The sequence below is a fragment of the Actinacidiphila sp. bgisy144 genome, assembly GCF_057708105.1.
In genome coordinates, this window is sequence record NZ_JBYIRM010000013.1 from 17,332 (window position 1) to 37,420 (window position 20,089).

Sequence of the window (20,089 nt, forward strand, 5' to 3'; positions counted from 1 at the left end):
GCGGGCCCCGCGGGCCGGGAGCGGCCGGGTCAGGTGCGGCCCGCCGCCCGGGCGCGTTCCACCGCGGGGCCGATCGCCGCGGTGAGGGCCGCCACGTCCTCGGCGGTCGAGGTGTGCCCCAGGGAGAAGCGCAGGGTGCCGCGCGCGTCGCCCGCGGAGCGGCCCATCGCCAGCAGCACATGGCTGGGCTGGGCCACGCCCGCGGTGCACGCCGAGCCGGTGGAGCAGGCGATGCCCTGCGCGTCCAGCAGCAGCAGCAGGACGTCGCCCTCGCAGCCGGGGAACGTGAAGTGGGCATTCCCGGCGAGCCGGCCCTCGGGCGAGGGGTCGCCGTTGAGCACCGCGTCCGGCACCGCCGCGAGCACCCCGCGTACCAGGCTGTCGCGCAGCGCGCCGACGTCGCGGGCGAACTGCGCGCGCCGTTCGGCCGCGAGCGTGCCCGCCGTGGCGAACGCGGCGATCGCCGGCACGTCCAGCGTGCCGGACCGGCTGCGCTCCTGGCTGCCGCCGTGCAGCAGCGGCACCGGCGTGTCCTCGCGGCGCAGCAGCAGCGCGCCGACCCCGTACGGGCCGCCCACCTTGTGCCCGGTCACCGTCATCGCGTCCAGGCCGCTCGCGGCGAAGTCCAGGTCCACCTGGCCGAACGCCTGCACCGCGTCGGAGTGCATCGGCACGGCGAACTCCCTTGCCACCGCCGCCAGTTCCGTGATCGGCAGCACGGTGCCGACCTCGTTGTTCGCCCACATCGCGGTGATCAGCGCCACATCCGCCGGGCCCGCGCCCCGCTCCAGCGCCGCCCGCAGCGCCTCCGGCCGCACCCGGCCGTAACCGTCGACCTCCAGCCACTCCACCACGGCGCCCTCGTGGTCGGCGAGCCAGTACACCGCGTCCAGCACCGCGTGGTGTTCCACCGGGCTCGCCAGCACCCGCACCCGCCGGGGGTCCTCCGCACGGCGCGACCAGAACAGGCCCTTCACGGCCAGGTTGTCCGATTCGGTGCCGCCGGCGGTGAAGACCACCTCGCTCGGCCGGGCGCCCAGCGCCGCCGCCAGCGCCTCCCGCGACTCCTCGACGGTACGGCGTGCCCGCCGGCCCGCCCCGTGCAGTGCCGACGCGTTCCCCGTCACCGTCAGGTGCGCGGTCATCGCCCGGACCGCCTCCGGGAGCATCGGCGTCGTGGCGGCGTGATCGAGGTAGGCCATGATCCCCCGATTCTAAGGGTGCCCCGACCCCCCGGGCGCCCCCGTCCTGTCGGGAGAGGGACCACCTGCCGGTGGGGGGTTCCCTCCGGGCTGCCCGCCCCTGTGGATCGCGGGACCTTGCGGTGGGTGGGTGGCCGGTCGCGCAGTTCCCCGCGCCCCTTCGGCTGCGCGCCGTCGTGGTTGCGCTGTGCTGTCCGGCCTCCGGCCGGTGGCGTGTTGCGCGCGCAGTTCCCCGCGCCCCTGGATTCGCCCGGGTCCTCCCGGGGCAACCCCGGCCCGAGCCGCAGCTGCCCAGGTGGCGCTGGGGGCACCTCCCAGGCGAAGCGCTCTGGGGGCGGAACTGCGCGACCAGCCACCGCGGACCGCAAGGTCCCGTAAACCCGCGGCTGGGGCAGCCCGGGGGGACCCCCACCCACCGCAAGGTCCCGTAGACCCGCGGCTGGGGCAGCCCGGGGGGACCCCCACTCACCGCAAGGTCCCGTGGAACCGCGGCTGGGGCAGCTCGGAGGGAACCCCCCACCGGCAGGTGGTCGCTGAGGGGGCCGGACAGGGGCACCCGGGGGCGTCAGCCGCGCGGGGCGCGAGCCAACTGGCGGGACTGGGCCACGAGCCGATCGTTGCCGTCCCAGACCTCGCAGTCCTCCTCGAGCAGCCCACCGGCGAGGTTCCGCGTGGTGACAGAGACCCGCACGGGCCCGGGTGCGGGCCGGCACCGCAGGTGCACGGTGAGTTCGAGCGTGGGCGTCCACCCCTTGAGCCCGAGGTCGAACGCCGCCGGCGGCAGCGCGTCGACGGCGAGCAGCAGCGACAGCGGATCGTGGTCGCGCCCGTCCGCGAGCCCGAGCCAGCCGCGGACCTCCCCGGCCCCGGAGGGCGCCCCGACCGCCCACCCGGCCGTGGCCGGGTCGAGCCGCAGGTCCAGCCGGTCCATGATCGCGGTGGAGCCGGTGAAGGGCGCGTCCTCGGGCGCCTGCTCGCGGCCGACGCACTCGTCGTACCCCGGCATGAGGGGCGGCCGCGCGGAGGTCCGCACGTCGTCGGGGAGCGCGTCGAGGTCGCCGTAGCCGGCCAGCACCCGCAGCCGCTCGACCTCGTTGCCGTCCTCGTCGTATTGGAAGACGGACGCCTGCCCGGTCGACATGGTCCGCCCGGCGCGCACGGTCTGGGTGCGGACCACCGCGGGTCCGGCCTTCGCCGCGGTCAGGTAGTGCGCGGTGATGGTCAGCGGGTCCGGGTGCGGCAATTGCGCGCGCAGCGCCCGCGCGGCCAGCGCCAGCAGGTAGCCCCCGTTGATCGCCGCGACGATCGTCCACCCCTCGGACAGCTCGGCGTCGTACGTCCCGGGCTCGCCCGCCCTGGGCGTGACCGCGGTGTCCCGGTCGAACTCGCTGTCGTCGATGGCCGCGCCGGCCGTCCTGTGTGCCATGACCGCATGTTACCCATCGGTAAGGCCGACCTGTCCAGGCTTCCCGGGCAAAGACCGGGCGAGCGCGCGGTGGCCGGCGGCCGACGCCCGCGCCGAGGGGGCGGAAAAGCCCGCGCGGCGCGGCCCGGGCCGCCCGTTACCCTGGTCCGGTGAGTGATATCCCGACCGAGCCGCCGCGGCAGCGGCTCCGCGTGCTGGCCGCCATGAGCGGCGGCGTCGACTCCGCGGTCGCGGCCGCCCGGGCCGCGGAGGCGGGCCACGACGTGACCGGGGTGCACCTGGCCCTGTCCGCCAACCCGCAGAGCTTCCGCACCGGCGCCCGCGGCTGCTGCACCCTGGAGGACTCCCGGGACGCCAGGCGCGCCGCCGACGTCATCGGCATCCCGTTCTACGTGTGGGACCTCGCCGACCGCTTCCGCGAGGACGTGGTGGACGACTTCGTCGCCGAGTACGCCGCCGGCCGCACCCCCAACCCCTGCCTGCGCTGCAACGAGAAGATCAAGTTCGCCGCGCTGCTGGACAAGGCCCTCGCCCTCGGCTTCGACGCGGTCTGCACCGGCCACTACGCCGCTGTGCGCACCGCCCCCGACGGCAGCCGCGAACTGCACCGCTCCGGCGACGCCGCCAAGGACCAGAGCTACGTCCTGGGCGTCCTGGACCAGCAGCAGCTCGCCCACGCCATGTTCCCGCTCGGCGACACCGCGGCCACCAAGGACGAGATCCGCGCCGAGGCCGAGCGCCGGGGCCTGATGGTGGCCCGCAAGCCCGACAGCCACGACATCTGCTTCATCGCCGACGGCGACACCCAGGGCTTCCTGGCGAAGCACCTGGGCACCCGCGAGGGCGAGATCCTGGACGAGAGCGGCGCGGTCGTCGGCACCCACACCGGCGCGTACGGCTTCACCGTCGGCCAGCGCAAGGGCCTGCGGCTGGGCGTGCCCGCCGACGACGGCAAGCCCCGCTACGTCCTGGACATCTCGCCGGTGGACAACACCGTCACCGTCGGCCCCGCCGAGGCCCTCGACGTCACCGCGCTCACCGCCATCCGCCCGCGCTGGTGCGGCACCCCGCCGGCCGGCCCGGCCGCGTACACCGCCCAACTGCGCGCCCACGGCGAGGAGGTGCCCGCCACCGCCGAACTCCTCGACGGCACCCTCCACGTCTCCTTCGACCACCCGATGCGCGGCATCGCCCCCGGCCAGGCGGTCGTGCTGTACGACGGCACCCGCGTCGTCGGCTCCGCGACCATCGCCACCACCGACCGCGAGCGCACCCGCGACCAGGGCCGCCCCGCCCCGGCCGCGGCAGGACACCCCGCATGACCGGCACCACCGAACCGGCGGCCGAGCCCGCGGTGGGAGCCGCCCTCGCGCCCGTCGCCGGCACCCGCCCGGTCCGCCCGCTGAACATCTGCGTCTTCCTGTCCGCCGCGGACCTCCCCGAGCAGTACACCGCGCCCGCCCGCGACTTCGCCCGCCTGCTCGGCGCCGGCGGCCACACCCTGGTGTGGGGCGGCTCGGAGTCCGGGCTGATGAAGGTCGTCGCCGACGGCGTACGGCAGGCCGGCGGCCGGCTGGTCGGCGTCTCCGTGGAGTTCCTGCGCGCCAAGGCGCGCGCCGACGCCGACGAGATGGTGATCGCACCGGACCTCGCCGCCCGCAAGGCCGAACTGCTGCGCCGCAGCGACGCGATCGTCATCATGGTCGGCGGCACCGGCACCCTCGACGAGGCGACCGAGATCCTGGAGCTGAAGAAGCACGGCCTGCACGCCAAACCGGTGGTCCTGCTCAACAGCGGCGGTTTCTACGACGGACTGGCCGCCCAGCTGCGCAGGATGGAGTCCGAGGGCTTCCTGCCCCTGCCGCTCGCCGAGCTGGTGCACATCTCCGACCACGGCGCCGACGCGCTGGCCTACCTCCAGGAGCACGCGTGAGCGTCCATCTCGTCACCGGCGCCGGCTCGGGCATCGGGGCCGTCGTCGCCCGCCGGCTGCTGGACCGCGGCGACGAACTGTGGCTGCTGGCCCGCGACGCCGGCCGGGCCCGGCAGCTCGCCGAGGAGTTCGGCGGCGCGCACACCGTCGTCGGCGACCTCGCCGTACCGGGCCGGCTGTCCTGGGCGCTGGAGAAGCAGGCGCTGCCGGACCGGCTGGACTCGCTGCTGCACATCGCCGGCACCGTGGACCTCGGGCCGGTCGGCGAGATCACCCCGAAGCTGTGGGAGCACACCCTCGCGGTCAACCTCACCGGCCCCGCCGAACTGACCCGGCTGCTCCTGCCCCAACTGCGGCTGTCCCACGGCACCGTGGTCTTCGTCAACTCCGGCGCGGGCCTCCAGGCGCACGCCGAGTGGAGCGCGTACGCCGCGAGCAAGCACGGCCTGAAGGCCCTCGCGGACTCGCTGCGCGCCGAGGAGCACGCCGCCGGTGTGCGCGTCACCACCGTGTACCCCGGGCGGACCGCCACCCCCATGCAGCAGAAGGTCCACCAGCAGGAGGGCAAGCCCTACGACCCGGCGCGCTTCATCGACCCCGGGTCCGTCGCGACCGCCCTGCTGACCGCCCTCGACCTGCCGCGGGACGCCACGATCCCCGACCTCACGGTCCGCCCCGCGCGGTAGTCCCGGCGCGGGGCGCCGCGGCCGAACCTCTACGCTGCCACCGTGAGCACCGAGACCAGTGAACGTTTCACCCTGCCCGAGGGCGCCGCGACGGGCGTCGGGTCGATGCCCGGGGGAGACGCGCGAGAAGCCGCCCGGGTGGCCACGGAGGCCGTCGGCGCCCTGCCCTACCTGCCCGAGCTGCCGGCCCGCGGCCCGGGCGCGGACATGATCGGCCGCACCCTGGGACTGCTGGTCGACCTGTACGCGCGGGTGGAGCCCAGCGGCTGGCGCTTCGGCGACCGGCCCGGGCGCGACACCAAGCGCGCCCGGGCGTGGCTGGGGGAGGACCTGGACGCGCTGGAGGAGTTCACGCAAGGCCACCAGGGCCCGCTCAAGATCCAGGCGGTGGGCCCCTGGACGCTCGCCGCCGCCGTCGAACTGCACGGCGGGGAGGCCGCGCTGCGCGACCCCGGCGCCGTCCGCGACCTGACCGCCTCCCTCGCGGAGGGCCTCACCGCGCACCTCGCCGACGTCCGCCGCCGGGTGCCCGGCGCCCGCCTGCTGCTGCAACTCGACGAACCCGGCCTCACCGCGGTGCTGCGCGGCCAGGTCAGGACCGCCAGCGGCTACCGCACCCACCGCGCGGTGGACCGCGCCGTCGTCGAGGGCGCGCTGCGCGACCTGGCCGGCGCCGCACGGGCCGCGGGCGCCGCTGTCAGCGTCCACTCCTGCGCCCCCGACGTGCCGTTCGCGCTGCTGCGCCGCGCCGGGGTCGACGGCATCTCCTTCGACTTCGATCTGCTCACCGAACGTGACTGGGACGCCTTCGGGGAGGCCGCGGAGGCCGGCCTCGCGCTCTTCGCCGGTGTCGTGCCCGGCACGGACGCCCCGTTGTCAGACCCAGCCGGTAGCGTCAGTGGTGTTCGGGCGCTGTGGCGCAGGTTGGGACTGGCACCGGGGGCGTTGGGCGCCGCCGTGGCCCTCACCCCGTCCTGCGGTCTGGCGGGGGCCTCACCGGCCTATGCCCGTGCCGCGCTCGTGCACTGCGCGAAGGCGGCACGCTCGCTCGTCGACAACCCAGAGTGACGCCGGAGTGCGGCCGCTTGCGGCCCGATTGGTAGGAGGGACACGGACGTGGCAGCCGAGCAGGAGGCCGGCCGGGCGGACATCCCCGCCGAGGCCCGTGAGGAGCACGCGCGCCTGGCCGAGCAGGTCGAGGAGCACCGCTTCCGCTACTACGTGAACGACGCACCGGTGGTCAGCGACGCCGAGTTCGACCGGCTGCTGCGCCGCCTGGAGGCGGTCGAGGAGCAGCACCCGGCCCTGCGCACCCCCGACTCGCCCACCCAGAAGGTCGCCGGCGCGTACGAAACGGAGTTCACCTCCGTCCAGCACCGCGAGCGCCTGCTCTCGCTGGACAACGCCTTCACCGACGAGGAACTGGCCACCTGGGCCGACCGCGTCGCCGCCGAACTCGGCCCGCCGGACAACACCCGCAGTCCGTACCACTTCCTGTGCGAGCTGAAGGTCGACGGCCTCGCGGTCAACCTCACGTACGAGCACGGCCGGCTGACCCGCGCCGCCACCCGCGGCGACGGCCGCACCGGCGAGGACATCACGCCGAACGTGCGCACCATCTCCGACATCCCCGACCGGCTGGCCGGCGAGCGGGTGCCCGAACTGGTCGAGATCCGCGGCGAGGTCTACTTCCCCGGCGAGAAGTTCGAGGAGCTGAACGCGCGGCTGGTCGAGGGCGGCGACAAGCCGTTCGCCAACCCGCGCAACGCCGCGGCCGGCTCGCTGCGCCAGAAGGACCCCCGGATCACCGCCACCCGCCCGCTGCGCATGGTGGTGCACGGCATCGGCGCCCGCGAGGGCTTCGCCATCGACTGCCAGTCGCAGGCGTACGAACTGCTGCACGAGTGGGGCCTGCCCACCGCCCGCCACAACAAGGTGGTCGGCTCGCTCGCCGCCGTTCGCGAGTTCATCGCGTACTACGGCGAGCACCGCCACGACGTCGAGCACGAGATCGACGGCGTCGTCGTCAAGGTCGACGAGATCCCGCTCCAGGGCCGGCTCGGCTCCACCTCCCGCGCCCCGCGCTGGGCGATCGCCTGGAAGTACGCCCCGGAGGAGGTCAACACCAAGCTCGTGGACATCCGGGTCGGCGTCGGCCGCACCGGCCGGGTCACGCCGTACGCGGTGGTCGAGCCGGTGACGGTGGCCGGCTCCGAGGTCGAGTTCGCCACCCTGCACAACCAGGAGGTGGTGAAGAAGAAGGGCGTCCTGATCGGCGACACCGTGGTGCTGCGCAAGGCGGGCGACGTGATCCCGGAGATCCTCGGCCCGGTCGCCGACCTGCGGGACGGCAGCGAGCGGGAGTTCGTGATGCCCGCCGAGTGCCCCGAGTGCGGCACCGCCCTCCAGCCGATGAAGGAGGGCGACATCGACCTGCGCTGCCCCAACGCGCGGCGCTGCCCCGCCCAGTTGCGCGAGCGGATCTTCTACCTCGCCGGCCGCCGCTGCCTGGACATCGAAGCGCTGGGGTACGTCGCGGCGACCGCGCTCACCCAGCCGCTCGCCCCCGACCAGCCGCCGCTGGCCGACGAGGGCGACCTGTTCGACCTCGCCATCGAGCGGCTGCTGCCGATCCGCTCCTACGTCCTGGACCAGGACACCGGCCTGCCCAAGCGCGACCCGGAGACCGGCGAGGAGAAGGTGGTCACCTTCTTCGCCAACCAGAAGGGCGAGCCGAAGAAGAACGCGCTGTCCATGCTGGAGAACATCGCCGCGGCCAAGGAGCGCCCGCTCGCCCGGGTGCTCACCGGGCTGTCCATCCGGCACGTCGGGCCGGTGGCCGCCGAGGCGCTCGCCCGCGAGTTCCGCGACCTGGACCGGATCAAGGACGCCGAGGAGGCCGAGCTCGCCGCGGTCGACGGGGTCGGGCCGACCATCGCCGCCTCGCTCAAGCAGTGGTTCTCCGTGGACTGGCACCTGGAGATCATCGAGAAGTGGCGCGCCGCCGGGGTGACCTTCACCGAGGAGGGCTCCGACGAGGGCCCGCGTCCGCTGGAGGGGCTGACCGTGGTGGTGACCGGCACCCTCACCGGCCACACCCGCGACGGCGCGAAGGAGGCGCTGGCCGGCCGCGGCGCCAAGGTCACCGGTTCGGTCTCCAAGAAGACGCACTTCGTGGTGGTCGGCGACAACCCCGGGTCGAAGTACGACAAGGCGGTCCAGCTGAAGGTCCCGATCCTGGACGAGGACGGATTCGGGGTGCTCCTGGAGCAGGGCGCCGACGCCGCCCGCGCGGTGGCGGTCAACCCGCCGGAGCCGGAGCCGGAGTCAAAACCGGAGCCGGACCAGGAGCCCGAGCCGCAGTCCGAAGCGGAATCCGACGCCGCATCAGACTGACCTGGAGCCACATGTCACCCGATCGGCCCCTGTCGGACAGGTGAGTTCGAGCGCGTGCGTTCCGGGGCGCGCGGAAGCATTGACCGCCGATCGGTGCCCGCGACGGCACGCCGCGGCCTACTGTTGAGGAGCGCCCCGTCGGGCAGCGGGATCGCGGCGGCCCATCCGGCCGCCCCGCGTCCGTCCCGGCACCCGCGCACCTGCTTGCTTCACGGGCTGTGAGAGGGACACGGGTATGGAACCCACGGAGAGCGCCGGAGCGGCACGGCTGCCCCGGAGCAGCGCGGCCGCACCGGTCCTCCCCACGAGCCCGGCCCCGATCGTGCGCTGGGCCGTGCTCGTCGGGGCGGCCGCCGTGCTCGCCGCCGGGGTCGGGCGGCTGCTGGACGAAGGCGACGCACTCTTCCCCGGCGGCCGGATCGGCTGGGCGCTGGCGGTCCTGACGGGGATCATCGTCGGCCATCTGGTCGCGATGGGGCGCGACCGCTGGTGGGGCGGCACCGGTTCCGGTGCCGCCCTCGTGCTTGCGGTGCTGCTGCTCTTCGGCTGGGTGCCCGCGGTGCTGGTCAGCCTCGCGGTGGTGGTGCTGGTCGGCGCCGCCCGCCGGCACCGCTGGTGGCAGGCCGGACTGCACGGCGCGATCGACATCCTCGGCATCGGCGCGGGCGCGCTCAGCCTCGACCTGTTCGGCATCCACCCCTCCGTGGCCCGGCCCTGGAGCACCTCCGGCTGGGACTGGTCGGCGCTGCCCGCCGTCATCGTCACCGCCCTGGCCTACCTCACCGCGACCAGGGTCCTGCTGTGGGCCGCGTTCGCACCGCGCGGCGGCCTGCCCACGGTGGCCAGGACCGCCCTGGTCCGGCAGGGGCTGGTCGGCGCCGCCCTGCTCGGCATCTCCCCGCTGATCCTCGTCGTCGCCTGCGACCAGCCGGCGCTGCTGCCGCTGTTCGCGGTGCCGCTGATCGCCCTGGACTCCACGCTGTGGATCGTGCACGCCCGGGCCGAGGAGCAGCTGCGCGACCCGCTCACCGGGCTGCCCAACCGGCAGTGGCTGCTGGAGCGCACCTGGTCCGCGATCGACACCGCGCGCGGCGCGGGCGGCGGCCCCGGTGAGAGCACGCCCGCGAGTTGGGGCCGGGTCGGGCTGATCCTGATCGACCTGGACAAGTTCCGCTCGGTCAACGACACCCTCGGGCACCTCGCCGGCGACCGGCTGCTGCTCCAGGTCGCCGACCGGCTGCGGCTGGCCCTGCCGCGCGGCGCGGAGGCGGCCCGGCTGGGCGGCGACGAGTTCGCGGTGCTGCTGCCGGCCTGCGACTCCGCCACCCGCGCCCAGCGGATCGCCCGCACCCTGGTCGCCGCGCTCGGCTCACCGCTCAACCTCGACGGGCTGACGCTGGTGCTGGAGGCCAGCGCCGGGGTGAGCATCTTCCCCGAGCACGCCTCCGACGCGGAGGGCCTGCTGCGCCGCGCCGACGTGGCGATGTACCAGGCCAAGCGGGACCGCAGCGGCGCGGAGGTCTACGAGGCCACGCGCGACGCCAACACCCCCGACCGCCTCGGCCTGCTCGGCGACCTGCGGCGGGCACTGGACGCCGGGGACGTCGAACTCCACTACCAGCCGAAGGTGCGGTTCGACGGCCAGGTGGCCGGGCTCGAGGCGCTCGTGCGCTGGGAGCACCGCGAGCGGGGCCGGGTCAACCCGGAGGAGTTCATCGCGATGGCGGAGACCTCCGGGCTGATGCCGCAGCTCACCGAGTACGTCCTGGACACCGCGCTCGCCCAGATCGCCCGTTGGCGGGCCATGGGGCTCGACGTCCCCGTCGCCGTCAACGTCTCGCCCCGCGACGTCCACAGCCCGGGGTTCGCCGGGGCCGTCGCCGCGCGGCTGTCCCGCCACCAGGTGCCGCCCGGCTCCCTCCAGCTGGAGATCACCGAGCACGTCCTGCTGGAGGACCCGCAGCGCGCCGCCGACACGCTCAACGGGCTCACCGGGCACGGCGTGAAGATGTCCCTCGACGACTTCGGCACCGGCTACTCCTCCCTGGTCCACCTGCGGCGGCTGCCGGTCAGCGAACTGAAGATCGACCGCTCCTTCGTGGCCCGGCTCATCGCCGACGCCGAGGACGCGGAGATCGTGCGCTGCACCATCGACCTCGCGCACTCGCTCGGGCTCATGGTCGTCGCCGAGGGCGTCGAGGACGACGAGACCTGGGAACGCCTGCGGGACCTGCGGTGCGACGCCGTGCAGGGGTGGCTGGTGGCCGCCGCCATGCCCGAGCAGGAGGCCACGCAGTGGCTGCGGGCCCGCGGCGAGCGCGGCTGGCAGCGCCCGGCCGCCGCCCTCCCCGCCAAACACGCGTAGCGGGCGCCCTCGCGGAAGAGGGCAACAAGGGGGCGCGGGGAACTGCGCGACCAGCCCTCCACCGGCCGGTGGTCCGGCGACTCGCCGCGGGGGCTGGGCCTGCGGGCCCGGCGCGGCGCCGTACCGGCCGAGCGCGCAGTTCCCCGCGCCCCTTGTTGCTTGCCGCCGCCCGCGCAGGGCACCCGCGCCCGGCGGGGATATCGGTTCGGGTCGGCCGCAGGGGCACCGTAGGATTGGGGGTCCATCGACATCTCACCCCGCAGAGGACCGCTGCATGCCTGGCATCACGCCCGAGGAGGTCGCCCACCTCGGGCGGCTCGCGCGGATGGAGCTGTCACGCGAAGAGTTGGACCACTTCGCCGGACAGCTCGACGACATCATCGGCGCCGTAGCCCGCGTCTCGGAGGTGGCCGGCGAGGACGTGCCGCCGACCTCCCACCCGCTGCCCCTGACCAACGTGATGCGTCCGGACACCGTCCGGCCGTCGCTGACCGCGCAGCAGGCGCTGTCGGGCGCGCCCGCGCAGGAGCAGCAGCGCTTCAAGGTCCCGCAGATCCTGGGGGAGGACTGACGTCGTGACGGACATCATCAGGCTCACCGCCGCCGAGACGGCGCAGAAGATCGCGTCCGGCGAGCTGACCGCGGTCGAGGTGACCGAGGCGCACCTGGCCCGGATCGAGGCCGTGGACGAGAAGGTCCACGCCTACCTGCACGTGGACCGGGAGGGCGCGCTCGCCCAGGCCCGCGCGGTGGACGCCAAGCGCGCCGCGGGGGAGGCGCTGGGCCCGCTCGCCGGGGTGCCGCTCGCGCTGAAGGACATCTTCACCACCGAGGGCGTGCCGACCACCGTCGGCTCGAAGATCCTCGAGGGCTGGCTGCCGCCCTACGACGCGACGGTCACCCGGAAGCTGAAGGACGCCGACGTGGTGATCCTCGGCAAGACCAACATGGACGAGTTCGCGATGGGCTCCTCCACCGAGAACAGCGCGTACGGCCCGACCGGCAACCCGTGGGACCTCACCCGCATCCCGGGCGGCTCGGGCGGCGGCTCGGCCGCGGCGCTCGCCTCGTACCAGGCGCCGCTGGCGATCGGCACCGACACCGGCGGCTCGATCCGGCAGCCGGCCGCGGTCACCGCCACCGTCGGCGTCAAGCCGACCTACGGCGGGGTCTCCCGCTACGGCATGGTCGCGTTCTCCTCCTCGCTCGACCAGGGCGGCCCGTGCGCGCGCACCGTGCTGGACGCGGCGCTGCTGCACGAGGTGATCGCCGGCCACGACCCGCTCGACTCCACCTCCGTGGACGTGCCCGTGCCGCCGGTGGTCGAGGCCGCCCGCAACGGCGACGTCAAGGGCCTGCGGATCGGCGTCATCCAGGAGTTCGGCGGCGAGGGCTACCAGGCCGGCGTGGTCCAGCGGTTCGAGGAGTCCGTCGAGCTGCTGCGCGAGCTGGGCGCGGAGATCGTCGAGCTGTCCTGCCCGTCGTTCACCTACGCGCTGGCGGCGTACTACCTGATCGCGCCGTCGGAGTGCTCCAGCAACCTGGCCCGCTTCGACGCGATGCGCTACGGGCTGCGGGTCGGCGACGACGGCACCCGGTCCGCGGAGGAGGTCACCGCGCTCACCCGCGAGGCCGGCTTCGGCCCCGAGGTCAAGCGCCGCGTCATCCTCGGCACCTATGCGCTCAGCTCCGGCTACTACGACGCCTACTACGGCTCGGCGCAGAAGGTCCGCACCCTGATCACCCGAGACTTCGAGCGCGCCTTCGAGCAGGTGGACGTCATCGTCTCGCCCACCACGCCCACCACGGCGTTCCCGATCGGCGAGCGCGCCGACGACCCGCTGGCGATGTACCTCGCCGACCTGTGCACCATCCCGGTCAACCTGGCCGGCAACGCGGCGATGTCGCTGCCGTGCGGTCTCGCGCCGGAGGATGGTCTCCCGGTGGGCCTTCAGATCATCGCGCCCGCGCTCAAGGACGACCGGCTCTACCGGGTCGGCGCCGCCGTAGAGGCCGCCTTCGTGTCGAAGTGGGGCCACCCGCTACTTGAGGAGGCACCGCAGCTGTGAGCACCCAGACGAAGTCCGCGGCGAAGAGCACCGGCAAGGCCACCGGTCCGGCGGACCAGGACAAGAGCGGCAAGAGCAAGAAGGGCACCTACCTGTCCATCGGCACCTCGCTGTTCAGCGCCTTCTCCGCGGTGAAGAAGGTCCGCGCCGCGCGCGCCGAGGAGGACAACCTCCAGCTGCTCGACGCGGTGCTGCGCGCCGCCGCGGTGACCACCGGCATCGTGCTGCTCGTCCGCGAGCTGCGCCGGCTCGGCGACGACGACGTCCTCGCGGGCTGAGCGACCGACGGACTGACGGAAGAAGAGGTACAGGGAACAGTGACCGTCACGGACCTGCTGTCCTACGAGGACGCGCTCGCGTCGTACGACCCGGTGATGGGCCTGGAGGTCCACGTCGAGCTGGGTACGCGGACGAAGATGTTCTGCGGCTGCTCCACCGAACTGGGCGCCGAGCCCAACTCGCAGGTCTGCCCGACCTGTCTGGGCCTGCCCGGCGCGCTGCCGGTGGTCAACGAGATCGGCGTCGAGTCGGCCGTCAAGATCGGCCTGGCGCTCAACTGCGAGATCGCCGAGTGGTGCCGGTTCGCCCGGAAGAACTACTTCTACCCGGACATGCCGAAGAACTTCCAGACCTCGCAGTACGACGAGCCGATCGCCTTCAACGGCTACCTGGACGTCCAGCTGGAGGACGGCGAGGTCTTCCGGGTGCTCATCGAGCGCGCCCACATGGAGGAGGACACCGGCAAGTCCACCCACATCGGCGGCGCGACCGGCCGTATCCACGGCGCCTCGCACTCGCTGCTGGACTACAACCGGGCCGGCATCCCGCTGATCGAGATCGTCACCAAGCCGATCGAGGGCGCCGGTGCCCGCGCGCCCGAGGTGGCCCGCGCCTACGTCGCCGAGCTGCGCGAGCTGATCAAGGCGCTGGGCGTGTCCGAGGCCCGGATGGAAATGGGCCAGATGCGCTGCGACGTCAACCTGAGCCTGCGTCCGCACGGCCGGGAGAAGTTCGGCACCCGCAGCGAGACGAAGAACGTCAACTCGCTGCGCAGCGTGGAGCGGGCGGCCCGCTTCGAGATCCAGCGGCACGCCGCGGTGCTCTCCGCGGGCGGCACCATCGTGCAGGAGACCCGGCACTTCCACGAGGAGGACGGCTCCACCACCTCCGGCCGGATCAAGGAGGAGGCGGAGGACTACCGCTACTTCCCCGAGCCCGACCTGGTGCCGGTCGCCCCGGCCCGGGAGTGGGTCGAGGAGCTGCGGGCCGGACTGCCCGAACTGCCGCTGGCCCGCCGCAAGCGGCTCAAGCAGGAGTGGGGCATCTCCGACTTCGAGATGCAGTCCGCGCTCAACGCCGGCGCGATCGACCTGATCACGGCCACCATCGACGAGGGCGCGGACGCGGCCGCCGCCCGCAAGTGGTGGATGGGCGAGCTGGCCCGGCACGCCAACGAGACCGGTGCGGAGCTGGCCGGGCTGGCCATCACCCCCGCGCAGGTGGCCCGGGTCGCCGCGCTGGTGGCGGCCGGCGACCTCAACGACAAGCTGGCCCGCCAGGTCATCGAGGGCGTGCTCGCCGGCGAGGGCGACCCGGACCAGGTGGTCGACAAGCGCGGCCTGAAGGTCGTCTCGGACGACGGCGCGCTCGGCGCGGCCGTGGACCAGGCCATCGCGGACAACGCGGCGGTCGCCGAGAAGATCCGCGGCGGCAACCTGGCGGCGGCCGGCGCGCTGATCGGCGCGGTCATGAAGCTGACCCGCGGCCAGGCGGACGCCAAGCGGGTGCGCGAACTGGTGCTGGAGAAGCTCCAGGGCTGACCCGCGGTCCGCGTGCGCACATCGGGCACGCACCTGAAGGAGGCGACACCCCGGCCGGGGTGCCGCCTCCTTCGTGCTGCCAACGGGGTGCGGCCGCCTTCGCCTGCCACCGGAACTCTTTATCCGTTTCGGACACTTGTGAGGAGAAGCACGAAAGACGCAAAAAACCGTTATCTGCTGGCAGAGTAGGCGGAACGTGTCGCCACGGAACCCACCCGGCGTACCGACCAACCGCACCCGCAAGGGGACAGCAGCCCATGGCCGTACTCGCTCGGTGGTGTTTCCGCCGCCGCCTCCTCGTGGTGCTGCTGTGGCTGACCGCGCTGCTCGGGCTCACCGCGGCCGCTGCCGTCGCCGGCTCCACGTACTCCCAGAAGTACGAAGCGCCGAACACCGAGTCCGGCCGGGCCGCGCAACTGCTGCGCACCGCCTTCCCCGCGCAGGCCGGCGACTCCGACACGATCGTGTGGCACACCGGGCACGGCACCGTCCGCGCCGCCGCCGTCGAGCAGACCATGACAAGGGTGCTCGACCAGGCCCGCACCCTGCCCGGCGTCACGTCCGTGACCAGCCCCTACAGCGCCGCGGGCGGCACCCAGATCAGCGCCGACGGGCACACCGCCTACGCCGCCGTGGGCTACGGCAAGGACGCCGACGGGGTCAGCCGCGCCCAGGCCCAGGCCCTGGTCGACACCGCCAAGTCCGGACAGCGGGCCGGCCTGGAGGTCGAGCTCGGCGGCGAGGCGGTCGGCACCACCGAGGCGGCCAGCGCCCACCTCAGCGAGGCGGTCGGGGTGGCGGTGGCCGCGGTGGTGCTGCTGGTCGCCTTCGGGTCGTTCGCCGCGATGCTGCTGCCGATCGCCACCGCGCTGATCGGCTGCGGCACCGCCTACATGGCCACGGTCCTGCTCGGGCACGCCATGACCGTCGCCGACTTCGCCCCCATGCTCGGCATGCTGATCGGGCTCGGCGTCGGCATCGACTACGCGCTGTTCATCGTCACCCGGCACCGCAAGGGCCTCAAACGCGGTCTGCCGGTGGCCCGTGCCGCCGAGGAGGCGGTGGCCACCACCGGCAAGGCGGTGGTCTTCGCCGGCGGCACCGTGTGCGTGGCGGTGCTCGGGATGCTGCTGCTGCGGCTGGACTTCCTGGACGGCGTCGCCGTCGCCGCCTCGCTGACGGTGCTGCTCACGGTGGCCGCGTCGGTGACGCTGCTGCCCGCGCTGCTCGGCGTCATAGGGCACCGCGCGCTCAGCCGGCGGGAGCGGCGGGTGCTGGCGCACGGCGGCGGCTGCCCGGCGGCGCAGCACCGCCGGGCCGAACGCCATCCGGGCTGCCGCGGCGCCGACAGCCCGGCGGCCCCGCCCACCGGCGCCGCCGCCCGCTGGTCCGGTTTCGTCTCCCGCCACCCCCGGCTGCTCGGCGCGTTCGCCGCCGCCGCCATGGTGGTGCTCGCCCTGCCCGCGTTCTCGCTGCACCTGGGCACCTCCGACCAGGGCAACGACCCCTCGACCTCGACCACCCGCAAGGCGTACGACCTGCTCGCCGAGGGCTTCGGACCCGGCAGCAACGGCCCGCTGACGCTGGTGGCCACCACCGGCAGCGCGGGCGGGCTGGTCGCCCTGGAACACCTGCCGGACACCCTGCGCCACACCCCGGGCGTCGCGTCGGTCTCCGGCCCCGACCTCGATGACGCCGGCAGCACCGGCGTCATCACGGTGGTGCCCACCACCTCCCCGCAGTCCACCGCCACCTCCCGCCTCGTCGGCGAACTGCGCCACCAGGTCCTGCCATCGGCGGAGCGGGGCACCGACCTGGAGGTCGACGTCGGCGGCTCCACGGCCAGTTACGACGACTTCGCCGCCGTGGTGGTCGGGAAGCTGCCGCTGTTCGTCGGCTGCGTGGTGGGGCTCGGCTGCCTCCTGCTGCTGGTCGCCTTCCGCTCGGTGGGTGTCCCGGTCAAGGCGGCGCTGATGAACGTGGCCGCGGTCGCCTCGTCCTTCGGGGTGGTCACCGCGGTCTTCCAGTGGGGCTGGGGCAGCGAGTGGCTGGGCCTGGGCCGGGCCGGGCCGATCGAGCCCTTCCTGCCGGTGATCCTCGTCCCCGTGCTGTTCGGCCTGTCCATGGACTACCAGGTCTTCCTGGTCAGCCGGATGTACGAGGAGTGGCGGGAGACGGGTGACAACGGCCGGGCGGTACGGGTCGGACTCGCCGAGACCAGCCGTGTGATCAGCTCGGCGGCGGTCATCATGGTCGCGGTCTTCCTGGCGTTCGTGCTCAGCGGGGACCGGGTGATCGCGATGTTCGGCATCGGGCTGGCGTCGGCCGTCGCCCTCGACGCGTTCGTACTGCGTACGCTGCTGGTCCCGGCGCTGATGCACCTGCTCGGCCCGGCCAACTGGTGGCTGCCGGGTTGGTTGGACCGGAGGCTGCCGCGGCTGGACATCGAAGTGGTGCCGGGCGGCGGTGCGGACGCGAAGGTGCCCGCCCCGGTCGCGGTGCCGGCGCCCGCGGCGCCCGTCGCGGTGTCCGTCGTCCCGCCGCCTGTCCCGTCAGCCGGCCCGCCGCCTGTCCCGCCGCCCGCGCCGCCGCGCGTCACCGTGTAGCCGCCGGGGGCGGCCCGCCGCGACGGGCCCGATCGCGGTCAGGAGACGGTCAGTTCGAGCACCCGGTCGTCGCCGGAGCGGGCGGTGCCGCGGTCGTCGGTGTTGCTCGTGGTGAGCAGCAGCGTGTGGTCGTCGAGGGCGACGACGGTCCGCAGGCGGCCGTAGGTGCCGGTGAGGAACGCCTGCGGGGCGGCGGACGGCTTGGCGCCGGCCAGCGGGACCCGCCACAGCCGGCCGCCCTTGAGGGAGGCCGTCCAGACGCAGCCGGCCGCGTAGGCGACGCCGCTGGGGGAGGCGTCGGCGGGATGCCACTGCTCGACGGGGTCCACCAGCCCGGCCCGGTGGGCGGTGCCCTCGACCGTGGGCCAGCCGTAGTTGCCGCCGGGCTTGACCAGGTCCAGCTCGTCCCAGGTGTCCTGCCCGAACTCCGAGGCCCACAGCCGCCCCTGGCCGTCCCAGTCCAGGCCCTGGACGTTGCGGAAGCCGGTCGCGTAGACCAGCGAGCCGGACGTCGGGTTGTCGGCGGGGGTCCCGCCGTCGGGCGCCATCCGCAGGATCTTGCCGCCGAGCGAGGAGGCGTCCTGGGCGAGCGCGCGCCGGCCGGCGTCGCCGGTGCCCGCGTAGAGGTCGCCGTCGGGGCCGAACGCGATCCGGCCGCCGTCGTCCTGGGTGCCGGTCGGGATGCCCCGCAGCAGCGTGTCGGGCGCGCCCAGCTGCTCGCCCTTGGGCCGCGACGGGTCGTACAGGAAGCTCGCGACCCGGTTGTCGGACTCGGTGGAGAAGTAGGCGTAGACGAGGTGGTCGGAGCCGTAGTCCGGGGAGACCGCCAGGCCCAGCAGGCCGTTCTCGCCGCCCTTGGTGTGGGCGACCCCCGGCACGAGGCCGACCTCGCTCACCGCGTGCGTCGCGTGGTCGACCCGGGAGATCCGCCCGGTGTCGCGCGCGCCCACCAGCAGGCTGCCGTCGGGGAGCCGGGCCAGCCCCCACGGCGCGCTCAGCCCGGTCGCCATGGTGGCGGTGACCTTCGCACTTCCCTTGGCGGGCGGGGTGGACACCGGGGCGGAGGGGGCGGCGGACCCGGAGGGCGCGCCGCCGCCGGAGTGCGCGGTGCCGGACGCGGTGGGGGACATCGGGTGCGCCAGGTTCGGGGACGCGGCCGAGGAGCAGCCGCCGACCAGCACCGCGGCGAGCGCCGGCGCGAGCCACGCGGCGCGCCGCACCGGCGCGCGTACCGGCCCGCGTACGAGCCCGCGAGCGGTTTCGCGAGCGGGCCCGCCGGGCCTGCCGGGCCTGTTGAAGGGGCGGGCCAGGAGCCCTCGTACGGGCCCGCGCGCCGATCCGCCGTCCGCCACCGTCAGCTCCCGCAACCGTCGATCCACGCGCTCCACCAGTTCCGCCGGGCCCGCACCGCCGGGCCGCTCCAGCAGCCAAGCACACCACATCCCGCCGCGGCCCAGGGGCAGTTCGGGCCCGACGCGGTCGGCGTCACACCGCCCGGCCGGGCGCGGACGCGGGCCGGGCGGTCAGTCCCAGGAGCCCTGCGCGGGCGGCAGCGCGGCGATCTCCTCGAGGTCCGCGGCGGTCAGCGCGAGGTCGGCGGCCGCCGCGTTCTGTGCCGCCCGCTCGGCGGAGCGGGTGCCGGGCAGCGGGACCACCGACGGGCCCTGCGCGAGCACCCAGGCGAGCGCGACCTGCGCCGCGCTCGCCCGGTGCCGCGCGCCGACCCGGCGCAGCCCGGCCACGATCGGCTGGTTGGCGGCCATCATCTCGGCGGTGAACCGCGGGTGCCGGGCCCGCAGGTCCTCCGGCGCGAAGCCCTCGCCGGGGGTGAGGGTGCCGGTGAGGAAGCCGTTCCCGAGCGGCATCGCGGCCAGGAAGCCGATGCCGCGCGCGGCGCACCACGGCAGCAGCTCCGCCAGTGCCTCCGGCGCCCACACCGACAGCTCCGCCTGCACGCAGCCGACCGGGAAGACCTGCTGCACGCGGGCGAGATGACGGATCGTCTCGTCGTACCGGCCGCCGCCCGCCCGGCCGCCCCGGGTGCGGCGGCCGCGCGCGCCCACCGCGCTCAGGCCCAGCGCGCGCACCTTGCCGGCCGCGACCAGCTCCGCCATCGCCCCCCACGTCTCCTCGACCGGCACCTCCGGGTCGACCCGGTGCAGCTGGTAGAGGTCGATCGTGTCGGTCCGCAGCCGCCGCAGCGACGCGTCGCACGCCCTGCGCACGTAGGAGGGGCGGCCGTTGGCCACGAGGTGCTGCTCGCCGACGAGCAGCCCGCACTTGGTGGCGACGAACGCGTCCGCCCGGCGCTTCGCCAGCACCCGCCCCAGCAGCAGTTCGTTGGTGAACGGGCCGTACATGTCGGCGGTGTCCAGCAAGGTGGCGCCCGCGTCGAGTGCGGCGTGCACCACTCGCAGCGACTGCTCGATGCCGCTGCCGCGCCCGGCGGGGGCTGACACGCCGCGGTGCCGCGGGGGGCCGTAGCCCCAACTCATCGGCATGCAGCCGAGGCCGACCGCGCCCACGTCGAGCGCCGTGGCCCCGACCCTTCTGCGCTCCACCCGTCACAACCTCCTTGCGCCGCCC

At 74.5% G+C, this 20,089-nt stretch carries 15 protein-coding genes; 11 read left to right on the plus strand and 4 right to left on the minus strand.

Annotated elements, in window-relative coordinates:
- Positions 1-29: 29 nt before the first annotated feature.
- On the minus strand, positions 30-1,202 hold the full coding sequence (locus tag AC3EVP_RS16870) for a cysteine desulfurase family protein (protein ID WP_435130774.1): 1,173 nt from the start codon (positions 1,200-1,202) through the stop codon (positions 30-32).
- A 565-nt stretch (positions 1,203-1,767) separates the two neighbouring features.
- Positions 1,768-2,628, minus strand: coding sequence for a thioesterase family protein (locus AC3EVP_RS16875; protein ID WP_335974292.1), 861 nt, complete (start codon positions 2,626-2,628; stop codon positions 1,768-1,770).
- Positions 2,629-2,831: 203 nt separating this feature from the next.
- On the opposite strand from AC3EVP_RS16875, the gene mnmA reads away from it, so the two are divergent.
- The 11 genes from mnmA (at position 2,832) to AC3EVP_RS16930 (ending at position 17,503) form a co-directional block, all read left to right on the plus strand.
- The gene (gene mnmA, locus AC3EVP_RS16880) at positions 2,832-3,950 is read left to right on the plus strand and encodes a tRNA 2-thiouridine(34) synthase MnmA (RefSeq protein ID WP_435130931.1); all 1,119 of its coding nucleotides are present in this window, start codon (positions 2,832-2,834) and stop codon (positions 3,948-3,950) included.
- Between the two features lie 80 nt (positions 3,951-4,030).
- On the plus strand, positions 4,031-4,561 hold the full coding sequence (locus AC3EVP_RS16885) for an LOG family protein (RefSeq protein WP_335975212.1): 531 nt from the start codon (positions 4,031-4,033) through the stop codon (positions 4,559-4,561).
- Positions 4,558-5,247 (plus strand): SDR family oxidoreductase, encoded by a 690-nt coding sequence (locus AC3EVP_RS16890; protein WP_435130775.1) that lies wholly within the window; start codon positions 4,558-4,560, stop codon positions 5,245-5,247. Before AC3EVP_RS16885 ends, AC3EVP_RS16890 begins: the two co-directional genes overlap by 4 nt.
- 42 nt (positions 5,248-5,289) lie before the next feature.
- Positions 5,290-6,315 (plus strand): methionine synthase, encoded by a 1,026-nt coding sequence (locus tag AC3EVP_RS16895; RefSeq protein WP_435130776.1) that lies wholly within the window; start codon positions 5,290-5,292, stop codon positions 6,313-6,315.
- Positions 6,316-6,363: 48 nt separating this feature from the next.
- A complete protein-coding gene (gene ligA / locus AC3EVP_RS16900; RefSeq protein WP_435130777.1) occupies positions 6,364-8,643 on the plus strand; it encodes an NAD-dependent DNA ligase LigA in 2,280 nt (759 codons plus the stop codon).
- 235 nt (positions 8,644-8,878) lie between these two features.
- The gene (locus AC3EVP_RS16905) at positions 8,879-11,008 is read left to right on the plus strand and encodes a putative bifunctional diguanylate cyclase/phosphodiesterase (RefSeq protein WP_435130778.1); all 2,130 of its coding nucleotides are present in this window, start codon (positions 8,879-8,881) and stop codon (positions 11,006-11,008) included.
- Positions 11,009-11,282: 274 nt separating this feature from the next.
- Positions 11,283-11,579 carry an Asp-tRNA(Asn)/Glu-tRNA(Gln) amidotransferase subunit GatC gene (gene gatC / locus AC3EVP_RS16910; protein WP_335974273.1) on the plus strand — a complete coding sequence of 99 codons (297 nt, stop codon included), beginning with the start codon at positions 11,283-11,285 and terminating at the stop codon, positions 11,577-11,579.
- Between the two features lie 4 nt (positions 11,580-11,583).
- Positions 11,584-13,077, plus strand: a complete 1,494-nt coding sequence (gene gatA / locus AC3EVP_RS16915) for an Asp-tRNA(Asn)/Glu-tRNA(Gln) amidotransferase subunit GatA (RefSeq protein ID WP_335974268.1) — start codon at positions 11,584-11,586, stop codon at positions 13,075-13,077.
- Positions 13,074-13,355 carry a hypothetical protein gene (locus tag AC3EVP_RS16920; RefSeq protein WP_335974265.1) on the plus strand — a complete coding sequence of 94 codons (282 nt, stop codon included), beginning with the start codon at positions 13,074-13,076 and terminating at the stop codon, positions 13,353-13,355. The genes gatA and AC3EVP_RS16920 overlap by 4 nt, the downstream gene beginning before the upstream one ends.
- 39 nt (positions 13,356-13,394) lie before the next feature.
- Positions 13,395-14,897, plus strand: a complete 1,503-nt coding sequence (gene gatB, locus AC3EVP_RS16925; RefSeq protein WP_435130779.1) for an Asp-tRNA(Asn)/Glu-tRNA(Gln) amidotransferase subunit GatB — start codon at positions 13,395-13,397, stop codon at positions 14,895-14,897.
- Between the two features lie 257 nt (positions 14,898-15,154).
- Positions 15,155-17,503, plus strand: a complete 2,349-nt coding sequence (locus AC3EVP_RS16930; protein ID WP_435130780.1) for an MMPL family transporter — start codon at positions 15,155-15,157, stop codon at positions 17,501-17,503.
- 38 nt (positions 17,504-17,541) lie between these two features.
- Here AC3EVP_RS16930 and AC3EVP_RS16935 read toward each other — a convergent pair whose 3' ends face one another.
- Both AC3EVP_RS16935 and AC3EVP_RS16940 read right to left on the minus strand, forming a co-directional pair.
- Positions 17,542-18,723 carry a PQQ-dependent sugar dehydrogenase gene (locus AC3EVP_RS16935; RefSeq protein WP_435130781.1) on the minus strand — a complete coding sequence of 394 codons (1,182 nt, stop codon included), beginning with the start codon at positions 18,721-18,723 and terminating at the stop codon, positions 17,542-17,544.
- 303 nt (positions 18,724-19,026) lie between these two features.
- Positions 19,027-20,064: an aldo/keto reductase gene (locus AC3EVP_RS16940; RefSeq protein ID WP_335974253.1), complete on the minus strand. Its 1,038-nt coding sequence runs from the start codon at positions 20,062-20,064 to the stop codon at positions 19,027-19,029.
- Positions 20,065-20,089: the final 25 nt, after the last annotated feature.